Source organism: Cupriavidus sp. 8B, assembly GCF_054589115.1.
Genome location: NZ_BAAILO010000653.1, coordinates 18,618 through 33,037, shown reverse-complemented (window position 1 = coordinate 33,037; position 14,420 = coordinate 18,618). Strand labels below are relative to the sequence as shown.

At 67.5% G+C, this 14,420-nt stretch carries 15 protein-coding genes; 4 read left to right on the top strand and 11 right to left on the bottom strand.

What is annotated here, in order from left to right; all coding sequences use genetic code 11:
- Positions 1 to 114: 114 nt before the first annotated feature.
- Genes pqqB through pqqE form a run of 4 tightly spaced genes read left to right on the top strand, consistent with a single transcriptional unit; the run spans position 115 to position 3,146 of the window.
- Entirely contained in the window at positions 115 to 1,032 is a 918-nt protein-coding gene (pqqB, locus tag ACYP5B_RS52150) for a pyrroloquinoline quinone biosynthesis protein PqqB (RefSeq protein ID WP_400094813.1), read from the top strand.
- Positions 1,029 to 1,721: a pyrroloquinoline-quinone synthase PqqC gene (pqqC, locus tag ACYP5B_RS52145; protein ID WP_400094811.1), complete on the top strand. Its 693-nt coding sequence runs from the start codon at positions 1,029 to 1,031 to the stop codon at positions 1,719 to 1,721. Before pqqB ends, pqqC begins: the two co-directional genes overlap by 4 nt.
- Positions 1,718 to 1,990, top strand: a complete 273-nt coding sequence (gene pqqD / locus ACYP5B_RS52140) for a pyrroloquinoline quinone biosynthesis peptide chaperone PqqD (RefSeq protein ID WP_400094809.1) — start codon at positions 1,718 to 1,720, stop codon at positions 1,988 to 1,990. Before pqqC ends, pqqD begins: the two co-directional genes overlap by 4 nt.
- On the top strand, positions 1,962 to 3,146 hold the full coding sequence (gene pqqE / locus ACYP5B_RS52135; protein WP_400094807.1) for a pyrroloquinoline quinone biosynthesis protein PqqE: 1,185 nt from the start codon (positions 1,962 to 1,964) through the stop codon (positions 3,144 to 3,146). Before pqqD ends, pqqE begins: the two co-directional genes overlap by 29 nt.
- Positions 3,147 to 3,288: 142 nt before the next feature.
- Here pqqE and ACYP5B_RS52130 read toward each other — a convergent pair whose 3' ends face one another.
- From ACYP5B_RS52130 to ACYP5B_RS52080, 11 genes are all read right to left on the bottom strand, one after another.
- Positions 3,289 to 3,618, bottom strand: a complete 330-nt coding sequence (locus ACYP5B_RS52130; protein ID WP_400094805.1) for a c-type cytochrome — start codon at positions 3,616 to 3,618, stop codon at positions 3,289 to 3,291.
- 107 nt (positions 3,619 to 3,725) lie between these two features.
- Positions 3,726 to 5,468: a PQQ-dependent methanol/ethanol family dehydrogenase gene (locus ACYP5B_RS52125; RefSeq protein ID WP_400094804.1), complete on the bottom strand. Its 1,743-nt coding sequence runs from the start codon at positions 5,466 to 5,468 to the stop codon at positions 3,726 to 3,728.
- A 193-nt stretch (positions 5,469 to 5,661) separates the two neighbouring features.
- On the bottom strand, positions 5,662 to 6,594 hold the full coding sequence (locus ACYP5B_RS52120) for a quinoprotein relay system zinc metallohydrolase 1 (RefSeq protein ID WP_267602389.1): 933 nt from the start codon (positions 6,592 to 6,594) through the stop codon (positions 5,662 to 5,664).
- On the bottom strand, positions 6,591 to 7,361 hold the full coding sequence (locus tag ACYP5B_RS52115; protein ID WP_459575343.1) for a quinoprotein dehydrogenase-associated SoxYZ-like carrier: 771 nt from the start codon (positions 7,359 to 7,361) through the stop codon (positions 6,591 to 6,593). Before ACYP5B_RS52115 ends, ACYP5B_RS52120 begins: the two co-directional genes overlap by 4 nt.
- Positions 7,358 to 8,182: an ABC transporter permease gene (locus tag ACYP5B_RS52110; protein WP_459575341.1), complete on the bottom strand. Its 825-nt coding sequence runs from the start codon at positions 8,180 to 8,182 to the stop codon at positions 7,358 to 7,360. Before ACYP5B_RS52110 ends, ACYP5B_RS52115 begins: the two co-directional genes overlap by 4 nt.
- Positions 8,183 to 8,200: 18 nt before the next feature.
- Positions 8,201 to 9,382 (bottom strand): ABC transporter substrate-binding protein, encoded by a 1,182-nt coding sequence (locus ACYP5B_RS52105; protein WP_400094798.1) that lies wholly within the window; start codon positions 9,380 to 9,382, stop codon positions 8,201 to 8,203.
- Positions 9,375 to 10,385, bottom strand: coding sequence for a PQQ-dependent catabolism-associated beta-propeller protein (locus tag ACYP5B_RS52100; RefSeq protein WP_400094796.1), 1,011 nt, complete (start codon positions 10,383 to 10,385; stop codon positions 9,375 to 9,377). Before ACYP5B_RS52100 ends, ACYP5B_RS52105 begins: the two co-directional genes overlap by 8 nt.
- The gene (locus ACYP5B_RS52095) at positions 10,382 to 11,158 is read right to left on the bottom strand and encodes an ABC transporter ATP-binding protein (protein WP_400094795.1); all 777 of its coding nucleotides are present in this window, start codon (positions 11,156 to 11,158) and stop codon (positions 10,382 to 10,384) included. The genes ACYP5B_RS52100 and ACYP5B_RS52095 overlap by 4 nt, the downstream gene beginning before the upstream one ends.
- Positions 11,158 to 12,141 (bottom strand): tripartite tricarboxylate transporter substrate binding protein, encoded by a 984-nt coding sequence (locus tag ACYP5B_RS52090; protein ID WP_400094793.1) that lies wholly within the window; start codon positions 12,139 to 12,141, stop codon positions 11,158 to 11,160. Before ACYP5B_RS52090 ends, ACYP5B_RS52095 begins: the two co-directional genes overlap by 1 nt.
- Before the next feature lie 228 nt (positions 12,142 to 12,369).
- Positions 12,370 to 12,993 carry a response regulator transcription factor gene (locus tag ACYP5B_RS52085; protein WP_267602382.1) on the bottom strand — a complete coding sequence of 208 codons (624 nt, stop codon included), beginning with the start codon at positions 12,991 to 12,993 and terminating at the stop codon, positions 12,370 to 12,372.
- On the bottom strand, positions 12,990 to 14,408 hold the full coding sequence (locus ACYP5B_RS52080; RefSeq protein WP_459575338.1) for a histidine kinase: 1,419 nt from the start codon (positions 14,406 to 14,408) through the stop codon (positions 12,990 to 12,992). Before ACYP5B_RS52080 ends, ACYP5B_RS52085 begins: the two co-directional genes overlap by 4 nt.
- Positions 14,409 to 14,420: the final 12 nt, after the last annotated feature.

The following is a 14,420-nucleotide window of genomic DNA, read 5'->3' as shown; positions in this document are numbered from 1 at the left end:
GACCGTGCCGTCCCGGCAAGGCCCGCCCCCGGCGGGCCTTTCTTCTCGCTGGCGGGCTTTTTGCTCATGACTTGCACATTGACCCCGCCTTTCGACTCAGTTTCTGACTCAGCCATGACAACAATCCGGGTTCTGGGCTCGGCCGCCGGCGGCGGCTTTCCCCAGTGGAACTGCAACTGCCAGAATTGCGATGGCGTGCGCAACGGCACGCTGCGCGCCACGCCGCGCACCCAATCTTCGATCGCCTTGACCGACGAAGGACAGGACTGGGTGCTGGTCAACGCCTCGCCCGACATCCTCGACCAGTTGCGCCACGCGCCGGCGCTGCAGCCGGCGCGCCATCCGCGCGACACAGGGATTGCCGGCGTGGTCCTGATGGATGCGCAGATCGATCACGTTACCGGCCTCTTGATGCTGCGCGAGCACCGGCAGGCGCTGCCGCTCTACGCCACCGCGGCGGTATTGCAGAATCTCGGCACGGCGTTCCCGCTCACGCGCATGCTGTCGCACTACTGCGGGGTGGACACGCACACACTGGCTCTGGATGACACGCCCTTCACGGTGCCGCCGCTTCGTGGCGTGATGCTGACCCCGGTGCCGCTGGAGAGCAAGGCGCCACCCTACTCCCCGAACCGCAACGCGCCACAGCGCGGCGACAATATCGGCTTGCGCATCGTCGAGTCCGGCACCGGCCGGCGCGCCTTCTACGCGCCCGGGCTTGGCCGCATCGAACCCCATGTGCTCGACGAACTCCGCCGTGCCGACGTGGTGCTGGTGGACGGCACCTTCTGGCGCGCCGACGAAATGCAGCAGCTTGGCTTCTCCGCCAAGACCGCCGCCGACATGGGGCATCTCGCGCTGTCCGGCCCCGGCGGCATGATCGAGGCACTCGACCGCCTGCCTGCGGCCCGCAAGATCCTGATCCACATCAACAACACAAACCCGATCCTGGTGGAAGACTCGCCGCAGCGCAGCCTGCTGGCGGACCACGGCATCGAGGTCGCATACGACGGCATGGAAATCACGCTATGACACAAGCCACGGCCTGGAGCACCGCCGAATTCGAAGCGCGCCTGCGCGCGAAAGAAGCCGACTATCACATCCACCACCCCTTCAACCTGCGCCTCGCGGCCGGGCAATGCACGCCGGAGCAGATTCGCGCGTGGGTGGCCAACCGCTTCTACTACCAGGCCAGCATCCCGCTCAAGGACGCCGCCGTCCTCTCCAACTGCCCCGACCGGGCGACGCGCCGCGAGTGGGTCGTGCGCATCCTGGACCATGACGGCACCGAGACCCAGGAAGGCGGCATCGAAGCCTGGCTGCGGCTGGGCCTGGCGGTGGGGCTCACGCGCGAGGAACTGTGGTCGCACCGGCATGTACTGCCCGGCGTGCGTTTCGCCGTCGACGCCTATGTGAACTTCGCGCGCCGCGCGCCCTGGCAGGAGGCCGTGTGCTCCTCCCTGACGGAGATGTTCGCCCCGCGGATCCACAAGGAGCGCCTCGCCGGCTGGCCTGGGCACTATCCCTGGATCGAAGCGCAAGGTCTGGATTATTTCCGCTCCCGCATTCCGCTCGCGCAGCGCGACGTCGATCACGGCCTGCGCGTGACCCTTGGCTACTTCCGCACGCACGAGCAGCAGCAGCGCGCGCTGGAGATCCTGAAATTCAAGCTCGACATCCTGTGGTCGATGCTCGACGCCATCCAACTCGCCTGCCCATGACCCCGACCGAAGCCGACCTGACCAAGCCAACGCTGCACCGGAACTTCCGCCTGCAGTGGGAAGACGCCCAGCAAAGCTGGATCCTGCTGTATCCCGAAGGCATGGTCACGCTCAACGACAGCGCGGCCGCCATCCTGCAACGCTGCGACGGCAGCCATACGCTCGACATGCTGATCGACGACCTGCAGTCCGCCTTCGGCGTGCAGGGTATCGCACCGGAGGTACACGCCTTTGTCAAACATGCCATCGAACGCGGCTGGCTGGTCTGAGCCACCAGCAGCCATAGCGCCGCCCGGGCCGCCGCTATGGCTGCTGGCGGAACTGACCTACCGCTGCCCGCTCCATTGCGCCTTCTGCTCCAACCCGGTGGACTATGCCCGGCACGACGCCGAGCTCGACACTGCGCAGTGGCGCGACGTCTTCACCCAAGCGCGCGCGCTGGGCGCCGTGCAACTGGGCCTGTCGGGCGGCGAACCCCTGCTGCGCAAAGACCTGGAAGAACTGGTCGAACATGCCCACGGGCTCGGCTTCTACACCAACCTCATCACCTCCGGCATCGGTCTGACGGATGCCCGGCTGGCCGCCTTGCGCACCGCCGGGCTTGACCATATCCAGCTATCGTTCCAGGACTCCAGCCGCGAGCTCAACGACTTTCTCTCCAGCACCCGCACCTTCAACCTGAAGCAGCGTGTGGCCCGCCTGATCAAGGCGCACGGCTACCCGATGGTGATGAACTGCGTGCTGCACCGGCACAACCTGCCCCACGTCGGCGCCATCATCGAGATGGCACTGGAGATGGGCGCGGAATACCTGGAACTGGCCAACACCCAGTACTACGGCTGGGCCTGGGAGAACCGCCAGGCGCTGATGCCCACGCACGAGCAGCTGCGCGAAGCCGAGGCGCTCGTGAATGCGTACCGGGCACGCATCGGCAACCGGTGCCAGATCCTGTTCGTGGTGCCTGACTACTTCGAGCAACGGCCCAAGAAATGCATGAACGGCTGGGGCACCACCTTCCTGGGCGTCGCGCCAGACGGCCTCGCGCTGCCCTGCCACGCGGCCCGCATGCTGCCGGGGCTTGACCTGCCGAACGTCACCGCGCGGCCGCTGCGGGAGATCTGGCGCGAGAGCGACGCCTTCCAGCGCTTTCGCGGCACGCACTGGCTACCCGAGCCTTGCCGTTCCTGCGACTCGCAGGCGGAAGACCATGGCGGGTGCCGCTGCCAGGCGTTCCTGCTGACCGGCGATGCCGCCGCCACGGATCCGGTCTGCGATCGGTCGGGAGAACATGGGAGGGTCATGGAGATCGTGCTACAGGGAAGGCTGGCCGAGGTACAGGCGCGCGGGATGGTCTTCCGCAGCGACGGGAATTCGCTCAGGCTAAGCAGCGAAGCGGGCCGTGCTGGTAGCGAAAGCCGGAAGTAAAAAAGCGGAGCACAAAAAATCAAAGACGTTTCACGCCGTGCCTGGGCAGCCGTTCGGGCCGATGTGAAACGTCTTTGCAAATTCTTCCTTCGTATCCGGCTTTTCTCCGACCGTCAGGTCAGGCACCGGTCTCTTCCAATGCTCATCTGATACTCAGAACCCACTGTGCCAGCTTCCTGGCATCCGCTTCACTGATATTTTCGTGCGACGGCATGGGAATTCGCCCCCAAACCCCTTTTCCGCCCTCACGGATCTTCTTTGCGAGCCGCTCGGGCGCTTCCCCGTCCCCCTTGTACTTGTCCGCTACCTCGGCAAAGCCCGGCCCCACTACCTTGGCCTTCATGCTGTGACAAGAAAAGCAACCGCTCTGGTCCGCCAGCGCCTGCATATCGGGCGCTGCTTCGGCCCGAGCCACACACAGGGCCACCAGCACCGCGACCGACAACGATAAGAGTCCTTTCACCTTCTGCATGCACACATCCCAATTCTCTGTTGATCGACCAACCCCTGCGTGTGCCGACATCGGTGTGCGATGCCGGCACGCGCAGGGCAGTTTCACTGCTTGGCTGCCGGCAACGTTCAGCTCTTGTGCAGCTTGAACACCCACACCGAGCCGCCCTGCTCCAGGAAATTCACGCGCTTGGCAACTTCCCCGCCCCACAGCGGCACGGCGCCGCCCCAGCCCGACACCACCGCCACATACTGCTCGCCGCCGTCTTCCCAGGTGACCGGGGGCGCCACCACGCCGCTGCCGGTCTGGAACTTCCACAGTTCCTTGCCGGTCTTGGCATCGGCCGCTTTCAAGTAGCCTTCCGGCGTGCCCCAGAACACCAGGCCGCCAGCGGTGGTCATCACCCCGCCCCACAGCGGCGCGTAATTCTTGACTTCCCACTCGATCTTGCCGGTCTTGGGATTGATCGCGCGCAGCACGCCGATGTAGTCCTCGTTGAGCGGATGGATGGTGAAGCCGGCACCGAGGAAGGCGGCGCCCTTCTTGTACCCGACAGGTTCATTCCAGATATCCATGCCCCATTCATTGGCCGGCACATAGAACAGGCCGGTCTGCGGGCTGTAGGCCATCGGCTGCTGGTTCTTGCCGCCAAGGAAGCCGGGGGCGGCGAAGACGGACTGGCCCTTCTTCGGATCGCTGCCGGCGGCCGGATCGCCCGGGCGGCTTTCCGCGATCATATTGGGCCGTCCGGTCTTCAGGTCGATGCTGCTTGCCCAGGTGATCTTCTTGACGAAGGGGAAGGCGTTGACCAGTTTGCCGTTCCGGGCGTCATTGACGTAGAAGAAGCCGTTGCGATCGGCTTTGCCGCCGAGCCGCTTCCCGTCCTGGTCAAAGGTCACGAACTCGTTGACGCCGTCAAAGTCCCAGCCATCGTTGGGGGTGTTCTGGTAGTGCCAGACGATATTGCCGGTAGCCGGGTCGAGCGCCACGGTCGAGGCCGAGTACAGGTTGTCGCCCTTGCGGATGTGGCTGTTCCAAGGCCCAGGATTGCCGGTGCCGAAGTAGACCAGGCCAGTCTGCGGATCGTAAGTGCCGCCGAGCCAGGTGGCGCCGCCGCCGGTCTTCCAGGTCTCGCCGGGCCAGCTGGCGTTCAGGGTGCCAGTCACGCCGTTCTCGGTCTTGTTGCCGTCCTTGTCGTACTTGTAGCCCATATGGCCTTCCACCACCGGCCTGGACCACACCATCTGGCCGGTCCTGGCATCGCGCGCCTCGACCCGGCCAACTACGCCGAACTCGCCGCCCGAGACGCCGGTCAGCACCATGCCTTTGACGATCAAGGGCGCCGCGGTGTAGGAGTAGCCTGCGGCATAGTCCTCGATTTTTTCCTTCCACACCACCTTGCCGGTCTTCTGGTCGAGCGCCACCAGTTGCGCGTCGAGCGTGCCGAAGATGACCAGGTTGTCGTACAGGGCCGCGCCGCGGTTGACCACGTCGCAGCAGGGCATGATCCCTTCGGGCAGACGGTGTTCGTATTTCCACAGCTTGCTGCCGGTCTTCAGGTCGAGGGCGTAGATGCGGGAGTAAGAGGCGGTCACGAACATCTTGCCGTCGTGAATCAGCGGCTGCGATTCCTGCCCGCGCTGCTTTTCGCCGCCAAAGGAGAACGACCAGGCCGGCACCAGTTGGCTGACGTTCTTTGTGTTGATGCGGGTCAGCGTGGAAAAGCGCTGGCCTTGCGTGCCCATCCCCCACGACAGCACGTCGCCCGCCGACTTCGCGTCGTTCTCGATCATGGCATCGGTCACGGCGGCGTGTGCCGCCAGGCTCGCGGCTGTCGCCGCGACCACCATCATCACCCTTAACGTCCTCATTGTCTGCTCCTCTGTCTTGTTGTCGATCTTCCACGGTGCGCCACGCACACCAGACAGACTCCTGGCAATTCCCATGCCAGTGGAAAACACTGGCAACTGGCCCCTGCCGTGGCCTGCGTTCACCCCGGCGGCGTACCAGCGCGGGACACTGCGTTGACGCTGTTGCGGAATTGAACAACTCAACGGACCCGCTTCAATGCGTCAGCGCGGCGTCCTCATAAGCCGGGTAGAGATGCGTCACGTTGCGCAGGTACTCGGCAGGCATGGCGCCCCAACGGGCATACTCGTTCGGCACGGGCATGGCGATCACCTCCGCCAGGTCGCGCCCTTGCGATGCCGCCCCGGTCATGCGGGCGTCCAGCCAGTGCAGGTAGCCGCGGGTCTGCGCGATGGCATCCGCGCTGCCGAGCGCCGGCCCGTGGCTGGGGATCAGCAGCCGCGCGCCGCTCTCTCGCAGCAGCGCCTGCAGCCGGTCCAGGCTCGCCAGCCAGCGCTTGAGGTCCGCATGCGGTGTGGTCGGCACCCGCTCGCGGAATGCCACGCCACCCGCGAACACGATGCCAGCGCTGCGGTCCAGCACTACCAGGTCGTCAGCGGTATGACCGTCCATCCGCAGCAGTTCGAAGGTGTGCCGGCCCATGGTGCGCTTGCCCGGCATCAACGACTGGCCCGGCGGCGCTGGTTCGGTGCCGCGCATCCAGTCGCCGCACATGCGGTAGAGGTTGTCGGCATAGGCCGGACCCTCGCGCTGCGCACCGGCGATGGTGCCGGCCAGGGCGCTGGCACCCACGTCCGCATAGGCCTGATTGCCGAAGAAGTAATCAGGATGCAGGTTGAGATTGAGGACCAGCCGCACCGGCGCCGCCGTGACTGAGGCGATGGCACGGCGTTGTTGCTCGCCGTACAAGCGCGACGGCCCCGTGTTGATCACCACCACGCCGTCGCCGGTATCGACAAAGGCGGTATTGATGATGTTGCAGCCGTTGTCCGGTGAAAAATCCGCGTTGGCGCCTTCCAGCAGCCACACGTCGGCAGCGATCTGCCGGGGCGCGAGGCGGTAGTCCCCAACCTGCGCACCCGCCGCCTGAGCCGCCAGCAACAGCAGGATCCCCAGCGCTCGTCTCATGGTGTCACCTGTGCAGCGAAGCGGTTACCGTTGTTGTCCCGGCCGGATACCATCATGCCGCGCTCCATGACCTCGCGCAGGTCAAAGGAGAAGATCGGGTTCTCCGCCACCGGCTCATGCAGCGCCAGACGCAACATTGGCTGCCGGGCGGCGTCGGAGATGGTCAGCGACTCGATATGGAAAGCCGGGATGCCAGCCACGAGACCGGTGTCCATCGGGTGCATCACACGCAGCCGCACCCGGCCTCCACTGCCGCCGAAGCCGGGAAACACGCGCGATTCGACCCGGTTCAGCGTGGTGCTCCACGAACCGTCGCGGCGGGTGGCGCCGGGCACCGTGCAGCCGCCGCCGCTGGCATCCACCATCACCCCGCCGACATGCCATATGCCGTCCCGCGTGCGGGCTGCGACCCGCACAGGCGACGCCTGCTCCAGCTTGAAACGGAACGACAGCGAGGGGCGCACCTTCAGCGGCTCGAACTCCAGCACCGTGCGGATCGGGTTGCGGTCCACCGCCACCACGACGCGATCCACCTCTCCCAGCGCCGAGGCGTCGAAGGCGACCGGCACGCGCATCGGGTCCTCCGCAAAGGCCGGCCCGGTCACCTTGACGCGGGTGTCGAACACGACCGGGGCCAGTTGCAGGACTTCCCTGTGAATCAGTGTCCATTGGGGCGACTGGAAGGGGTCGCGGCTATCCGACGCCCACGCGCCCGCCACGGCGAATGCGAGGCCAGCCGCCATCGGCAACGCAGCGGCACGCCTCATGTCAGCCCCCCGGCCTGGCGCGCGCGACGCACCATGCCACGTTGGGGATCGTAGCCAAGCAGCGCCAGTGCGAAGAACACTGCCGCACAGCCGGCCATCACCGCAAGGCTAACCGGCGCGATCTGCCCGTACAAGGCGAAGCGGGTCGCTTCCACGGCGTGGGTAAAGGGATTGAAGCGCGCGAGCTGGTAGACCACCGTGGCGCCGGACTCCTCAAGCTTCCAGAGCGGATACAGCGCCGAACTGATGAAGAACATCGGGAAGATCACGAAGTTCATGGTACCGGCGAAGTTCTCCAGTTGCCGCACATGCACCGATAGCAGCAAACCCAGCGCACCCAGCATCAGGGCGGCTAGCACCATGACCGCCAGCGCGCCGGGGAGAAAGGCGGGCGCGAACGTCACGTCGAAGGCCATGGCGACAAGCAGGAAGGCCAGCATCTGCAACAACGAAAGCAACGTGCCGGCGGCCAGTTTGCAGGCAAGCAGCCAGGCCCTGGGCAGCGGCGCAGTCAGCAGCAGGCGCATCACGCCCATCTCGCGGTCGTACACCATGGCCAGCGAGGACTGCATGCCGTTGAACAGCGCGATCATGCCGAGCAGGCCGGGCGTCACGTAGACCTTGTATTCGACATAAGTGTCGTAGGGCGGCACGATGGCAACGCCAAGCGCGTTCTGGAAGCCCGCCGCGAACACCAGCAGCCACAGCAGCGGCCGCACCAACGACGAGAACAGCCTCCCGGGCTGCCGGAAGAACTTGTGCAGTTCGCGCCCGGCCACCGCGCGCAAGGCGCGCCAGGCGTGGATCAGGGTGGTAGTCATGGTCTGGGTCTCGCTCCCTTATTTGCCGGGCCGGCACGCGGTGTCGGCAGCGTCTGCGCCCAGCGTGTCGAGATGATTCCTGGGATGCAGCACGCCCTCCACGGGCGCCACGCCGATCACCCCGTCGGGATGCGCCAGCAGGACCGGCTGGCGCAACTGGCGGTCCCATTGCCGGAAGGAGAGCGGCGGCCCCTTGAAGCCGTCCACCACCACCGCCTCGGAGACCAAAGCCTCGGCCTGGCCGGCAAAGCCGGCCTTGGGCTGCCGCGCCACACTTTCGGCAATCGCCTTCACCGCCACCCACGCGGCCCAGTCGTAGCCGGTCATGGGACGGCCTGCTGCCTTGATAAAACGCCGGTTGAGCTGCGGGCCGCCGTTGCGCTCCCACGCCCAATGCCAGGCCTGGGCGGTCAGCCCGCTGGCGCCCACCACCGGGCGCGGCAACTGGGCCGCATAGGGCACGCTGCGCGCGAACTCGCCGTCGGCGTCGGCCACTACCACCACGTCATAGTCCACGCCGGTGGTCAGCAGGTTGAGGTTGCCCTGCTCCCGCTCGCGCGGATCGTTCGACAGCTTGAACGCGCGCTGCGCCGACCATGCAATGCCGAAGCGGCGGGCAGCCTGCGTGAGCGCCGCGCGCTGTTCGGCGTCCGCTGGCGACGGGCCGCTCAGCAGCAGGGCGCGGCGCCACTTGCGCAGCGCCAGGTATTGCATCAGCGCGTCCGCCTGCATGCGCCGGCTAGGCAGCGTATGGAGCAGATGCGGCGCGCAGCCGGCGCCGCGCAGTTCGTCGTCGTCGGCGGAAACGTTGAACAGCAACGCTTCGCCGGGCTTGACGGCACGGGCTGCGAGCCTGACCGCCGGAGCCGGCAGGTCGAGCAGGATAAAGCGCGTGCCCTGACGCGCCAGGGCGGCCACCAGGGGCGCCACCTCGGCTTCGCCACTGGCCTCCTGCGCATCGAGCCGCAGGACCTGCCCGGCGGCTTCCAGCGCAAAGCGCGATTCCGCCACCGCCACGCGCGCGCCCTCCAGCGGACGGCCTTGTGGCTGGCCGGGATAGCGCTGCTCCATCCGCCGGGGTTCATAGCGCGCGTCTGCGGCCATGGAGACTACGGCCACCCGTACGTCGGCAGCCCGTGCGGCGCTCGCCAGCAGGGCGAACACGGCCAGCCAGCGCAGTCTGGTCAGCGAACTAATCATCGATCGCCACCGAATGCGGCACCCTGCCCACTTTGAGCGTGGCTACGGCCTTGTTGCTTGCGGTGTCCACCACGCTGACGTCGTCCGACAGCCCGTTGGCGACATAGAGCAAGGCGTTGTCGCGCGTCAGCGCCAGGCCCCAGGCGCGGCGGCCCACCAGTACGTAGTCCAGCACCCGGTACGAAGCCACATCGACCACGGCCACGTGGTTGGCACGGCCCAGCCCGATATAGGCGCGCTTGCCGTCGCTGCTGGCGGTCAATCCGACTGGCGTCACGTCCTCGGCGCGCAAGCCCTTGGGCGCGAAGGCGATGGTCCGCACCACTTCCAGCGTATCGGTGCGGATCACGCTGACGCTGGCGGCCAGTTCATTGGTCACCCACAACTCCTTGCCGTCCATGACCAGCAGCAGGCGGCGCGGCCGGTTGCCGACCCGGATATTCCTGACCAGCTTGCGCGACGCCACGTCGATCACATGGACCAGGTTGGCCACTTCCGAGGCCACGTACACCCGCTTTCCGTCCGGGCTGGCTTTCACGCCCTCAGGCTCCTCACCTACGTTGATCGCGAACACCCTCTTGCCGGACGCGATGTCATAAGCCGACAGCAGTCCGTCTTCCTCGTTGGAGACGTACAGCGTGCGGCCGTCCGGGCTGAGGTCGAACAGTTCCGGATCGTCGCCGACCGGCAGCGAGGCCACGGTCTTGCGGCTGGCCACGTCGACCACGTCCACACGGTTGTCGTCGCTGCAGGCCACGTACAGGCGCCGCCGGTCAGGCGACAACTGCAGGTGGCGCGGGCGCTTGCATTGCCGCCAGACGGCGATCAGTTGCCTGCTGGTGGCGCTGTAGGCGGCCACGGCATCGTCCTTTTCGCTGGAGACGAAGACCTGCCCGGTGGCGTTGCGGCTGTCGGCGGCACCGGCCACGCCGGCGGCAATCAGCAGTAGCATGGCGGCCAAGGTGGCGCAGGCGATCCAGCCCAGGGTTGGCGGCTTGTTCATGCGGGGACGCGCTCGGTGGCACGGGTCGGCACCGCGGGGAAGGTGGTCAGGGCCAGGAAGGCCTGCTCCAGGCTGTCGCACTCGGCGGCGCCACGCAGCGCGCCCGGCGTGCCGTCGAATCGCACCGCGCCGCGATGCAGCACAATCACGCGGTCCGCCTGCTCGACCTCCTGCACCAGGTGCGTCGCCCACAGCACGCCGGCCTGCGCCTGCACGGCAAGCCGGCGCGCATCGGCAACGATCTGCGCGCGCGATGCGGGATCGAGCCCGACGGTGGGCTCGTCCATCAGCAACACGGCGGGCTCGTGCAGCAGCGCGCGCGCCAGTTCCACCTTGCGCCGGTTGCCGCCGGAGAGCTCGCGCACTGGTGCGCCGGCCCGCTCTGCCAGGCCGAAGTCGCCCAGCAGCCGGGCGATGCGCGGCGCGGCAACGCGGCGCGGCAGCCCGTGCAGGCCGGCATGGAAATGCAGGTTGGACAAGACCGACAGGTCCAGGTCAATTGCCGGCTGCTGGAACACGATGCCGAGCCGTGCCAGCGCGCGCACCGGGTGGTGCTGCATCTCCACCCCCATGACCGTGACCCGCCCCGCGTCGGCGACGAACAGGCCGCTGAGGATCTGGAACAGCGTGGTCTTGCCCGCGCCGTTGGGCCCCAGCAGCGCGACGAACTCGCCGCGCCGCACGTCGAGCGAGACGCCGTCCAGCGCATGCTGGCTGCCAAAGCGTTTGCGCACGGCCTCGCAGTGCAGCGCCAGCGGGGATTCGGCGGCCATCACAGGTGCTCCTTCGGCTGCGCCGTGCCGACCCGCTCGGCGAAGCGCCGCTCCGCCTCCCAGGCGCGTTGCAGGTAGGTCTCGTACCCGGCGGTGTTCAGGTAGGTCAGTTCCTGGTCGTACCTGGCCAGCTCGGCTACGTGCCGGGGCTGCTGCATGGCAATGCGCAACGCATCGTGCAGGCGGCTGACGATCAGGGGGTCGGTGCCGCGCGGCACGCCGATGCCATAGGGCGAGTTATGGATCGCATGATCGAAGCCCAGTTCGCTCACCGTGGGCACGTCCGGCCAGCGCGCAGAACGCTGTGCGCTGAACACCGCCAGCAGGCGCATCCTGCCGCTGTCCACGAAAGGCGCGAAGCCGGTCGAATTCACGCCCGCCATCAGCGAGCCGTTGGCCACCGCCAGCATCTGGTCCGCGGTGCCGCGATAAGGCACGTGCACGTAGCGCACGCCGCTGCGCCCGAGCACATCTTCCATGGCGAAGTGGGCGGTGGTGCCGATGCCGGTGGAGCCCACCGTCAGCGCGCCGGGATGCGCGCGGCCCCAGGCGATCAGGTCATCCAGCGTGTGGAACTGGCTGTCGGCTGGCACCACGATACCGAAGGTATAGCCGGAGATCATCAGCACCGGCTGGATGTCGCGCAGAGGCTGCCACGATGTCTTCTGCTGGGGCGCAAAGCGATAGACCGTCAGCGGCAACTGGCCGATGGTGTAACCATCCGGCCGCGCGGCGGCGAGCGCGCCGCCCACCAGCGTGCCGCCGGCGCCGGGCTTGTTCTCCACCACGATGGGCTGCCCGAGCTCACGCCCGGCCAGTTCCGCCAGCACGCGCATCGAGATATCGGTGGCGCCGCCCGCCGGCCATGGGACGATCAGCTTGATCGGGCGCACCGGATAGCGGTCCGGGCCGCCTGCCCTTGAGGCTGGCGCATGGGCAAGGCCGAAGCAGAGCAGCAGCGCGAGAGCAAGGCGACGGAGCATGGCGTGGCGCAGGACATAAGTGTGCATGCGGGCAAGAGAAGCAAAGCCGATACCATGTGCAGTGCAACATGCGCGCTATTGCGGGCACGGCGTTGTCCGGCATGGCTTCATGGGCCGGCAGGCGCTGCTGCCGGGCCGCGGCTTGTGCAATGCGCTGCGCGCCGCTGTCCCGCCATGGAACACGCAGCAGGCGCTCACGCCAGGCCTGTCCCGTTTTGAAACAGGCGATCAGCCGAAGCCGTGCTCCACCGCATAACGATGCATTTCCACCCGGTTGGCCAGGCCCATCTTCTTGCGGATCAGCGTCTGGTAGTTCGCCACGGTCTTGGTACTGAGATAGAGTTGGGCGGCCACTTCCTCGATGGCCGTGCCACGGGCGAACAGGCGGAACAGGTCGAACTCGCGCGGCGACAAGGCCAGATGCGGTGGTGGTCGGCTGCCGGCATCGACCATGCCCGCCACATCGTCGGACAACACCTGCCGCCCCTGGGCCACCTTGCGCACGGCGTCCACCAGCGCTTCCGGCGCACTGCTCTTGGTCAGGTAGCCGGCGGCGCCGGCCCGCATGGCCTGGCTTACGATGGCCGCGCTGTCGTGCATGCTGAACACCAGGATCCGCAACGCGGGCACCCTCGCGCCCAGCCGCTGCAGCACTTCCATGCCGCCGCGCCCTGGCATCGACAGGTCCAGGATCAGCACGTCGGCCGGATACTGTGTCAGCCAGGCATAGGCGGCGTCGCTATCGCCGAACTCGGCCACCACGCGCACGCCCTCCTCCAGTTCGAGCAGCCGCCGGTATCCGGTGCGCACTACCGCGTGATCGTCGGCAATGACAACGTCGATGGTGTTCATTCGCTATGGCTCCCATGCAGTTGGGTTGGCTGGGCAGCGGCTTGCGGCGCGAGCGGAAAGCTCGCGCTCAGGCGGCAGCCCGGCGTGGCAGGCTGGGTTCCCGGCGCCGCAACCGGCTCGATGCGCAGCGTGCCGAGATGCGCCCAGGCGCGCTCCTGCATGCCCTGAAGACCATGACTGCGTTGCAGCGCCGCGGCGATGTCGGCAATGCCCTTGCCGTCGTCCTCCACACTCCAGCGCACCTCGCCGCCCGCCGTGGCGGCAATGCGGATCGCCACGCGGCGCGCGCCGGCATGGCGCATCACGTTGGTCAGCGCTTCCTGCGTCATCCGGTACAGCGTCAGGACCAAGTCGGGACCTGGCGCCGCGCCGCCAAGCGCCACCTCGCAGTCCACCCGCACCTGCTGGCCCGGCTGGCCGCGCCAGGCCTGCACCAGGTCTTGCAGCAGGCGTTCCACCGAGGCCAGCCGGCCGTCGGGCTGCACGCCGTGCGGCCGCAGCCGGTGCAGCAGGTGGCGCACCTCGTGCTGGATCCTGGCGCAATGCCCGGCCAGGTCGTTGGCCACGAGTTGCAGCACGGGCTCATGCGCGCTCTTGCGCACCAGGTAGGCGGTGTCGGCGCGCATCGCGGTGAGCACCTGGCCGAACTCGTCGTGCAGTTCCCGCGCCAGGCGTGCGCGCTCGCTTTCCTGGGCTGTCAGCAGCTTGCGGCTCAGGGCGCGGCGCTCGGCCTGGGTTTCGTCCAGCGCGCCAGCCAGGTGGTTAAGCGCACGGCGGATCTGGTCCATCTCGCGTGTGCGCATGGACGGCAGGCGCACGCTGTAGTCCTTGTCTTCGTAGCGCCGGATAGCGTCCAGGATCTGTTGCAGGGGGGCGAGGGCCCGTCCCAGAGCCCAGTGGATGCCAAGCAGCAGCAGCGTGCTGTAGACCGCAAGCACGGCGAGGTTGCCCGCCATGTCGTCGCGGGCTTCCTGGATTTCACTCTCAGGATTCCAGCGCAAGGCGGCGCGGTAGGCGGTGCCGTCGCGGGCGCGGATCTCCCAGGTGCCTTCCAGCCTCGCCGCATCGGCCCTTGGGCTCGCAAGGGCGAGCAGGCGGCCCCAGGCGGAGCTATCCCGTGGCCGCGGCGCGCTCACCAGCACCTGGCCCGTGGCGTCCTCCAGATGCAGCCACAAGTGGCGCATTTGCGCCGAGGCATTGATGGCGCGCAGGGCTGCAAGCTGCCCCTCGCGTTCGGCCGGCGCCGCCACCTGCAAGGCCGAGAGGCGCGGAATCAGTTGCGCCATCGCGTCGGCGCCACGGCGCTCGTCGCCGATGGCGCGCACCGCGAGCCACAGCGCCACCGCCAGCGCGCAGCACAGGCAGGCCGCGCAGATCCAGATGGCACGGTTTAACAGATAGCGAGACATCGTCATGGCAATGACGCC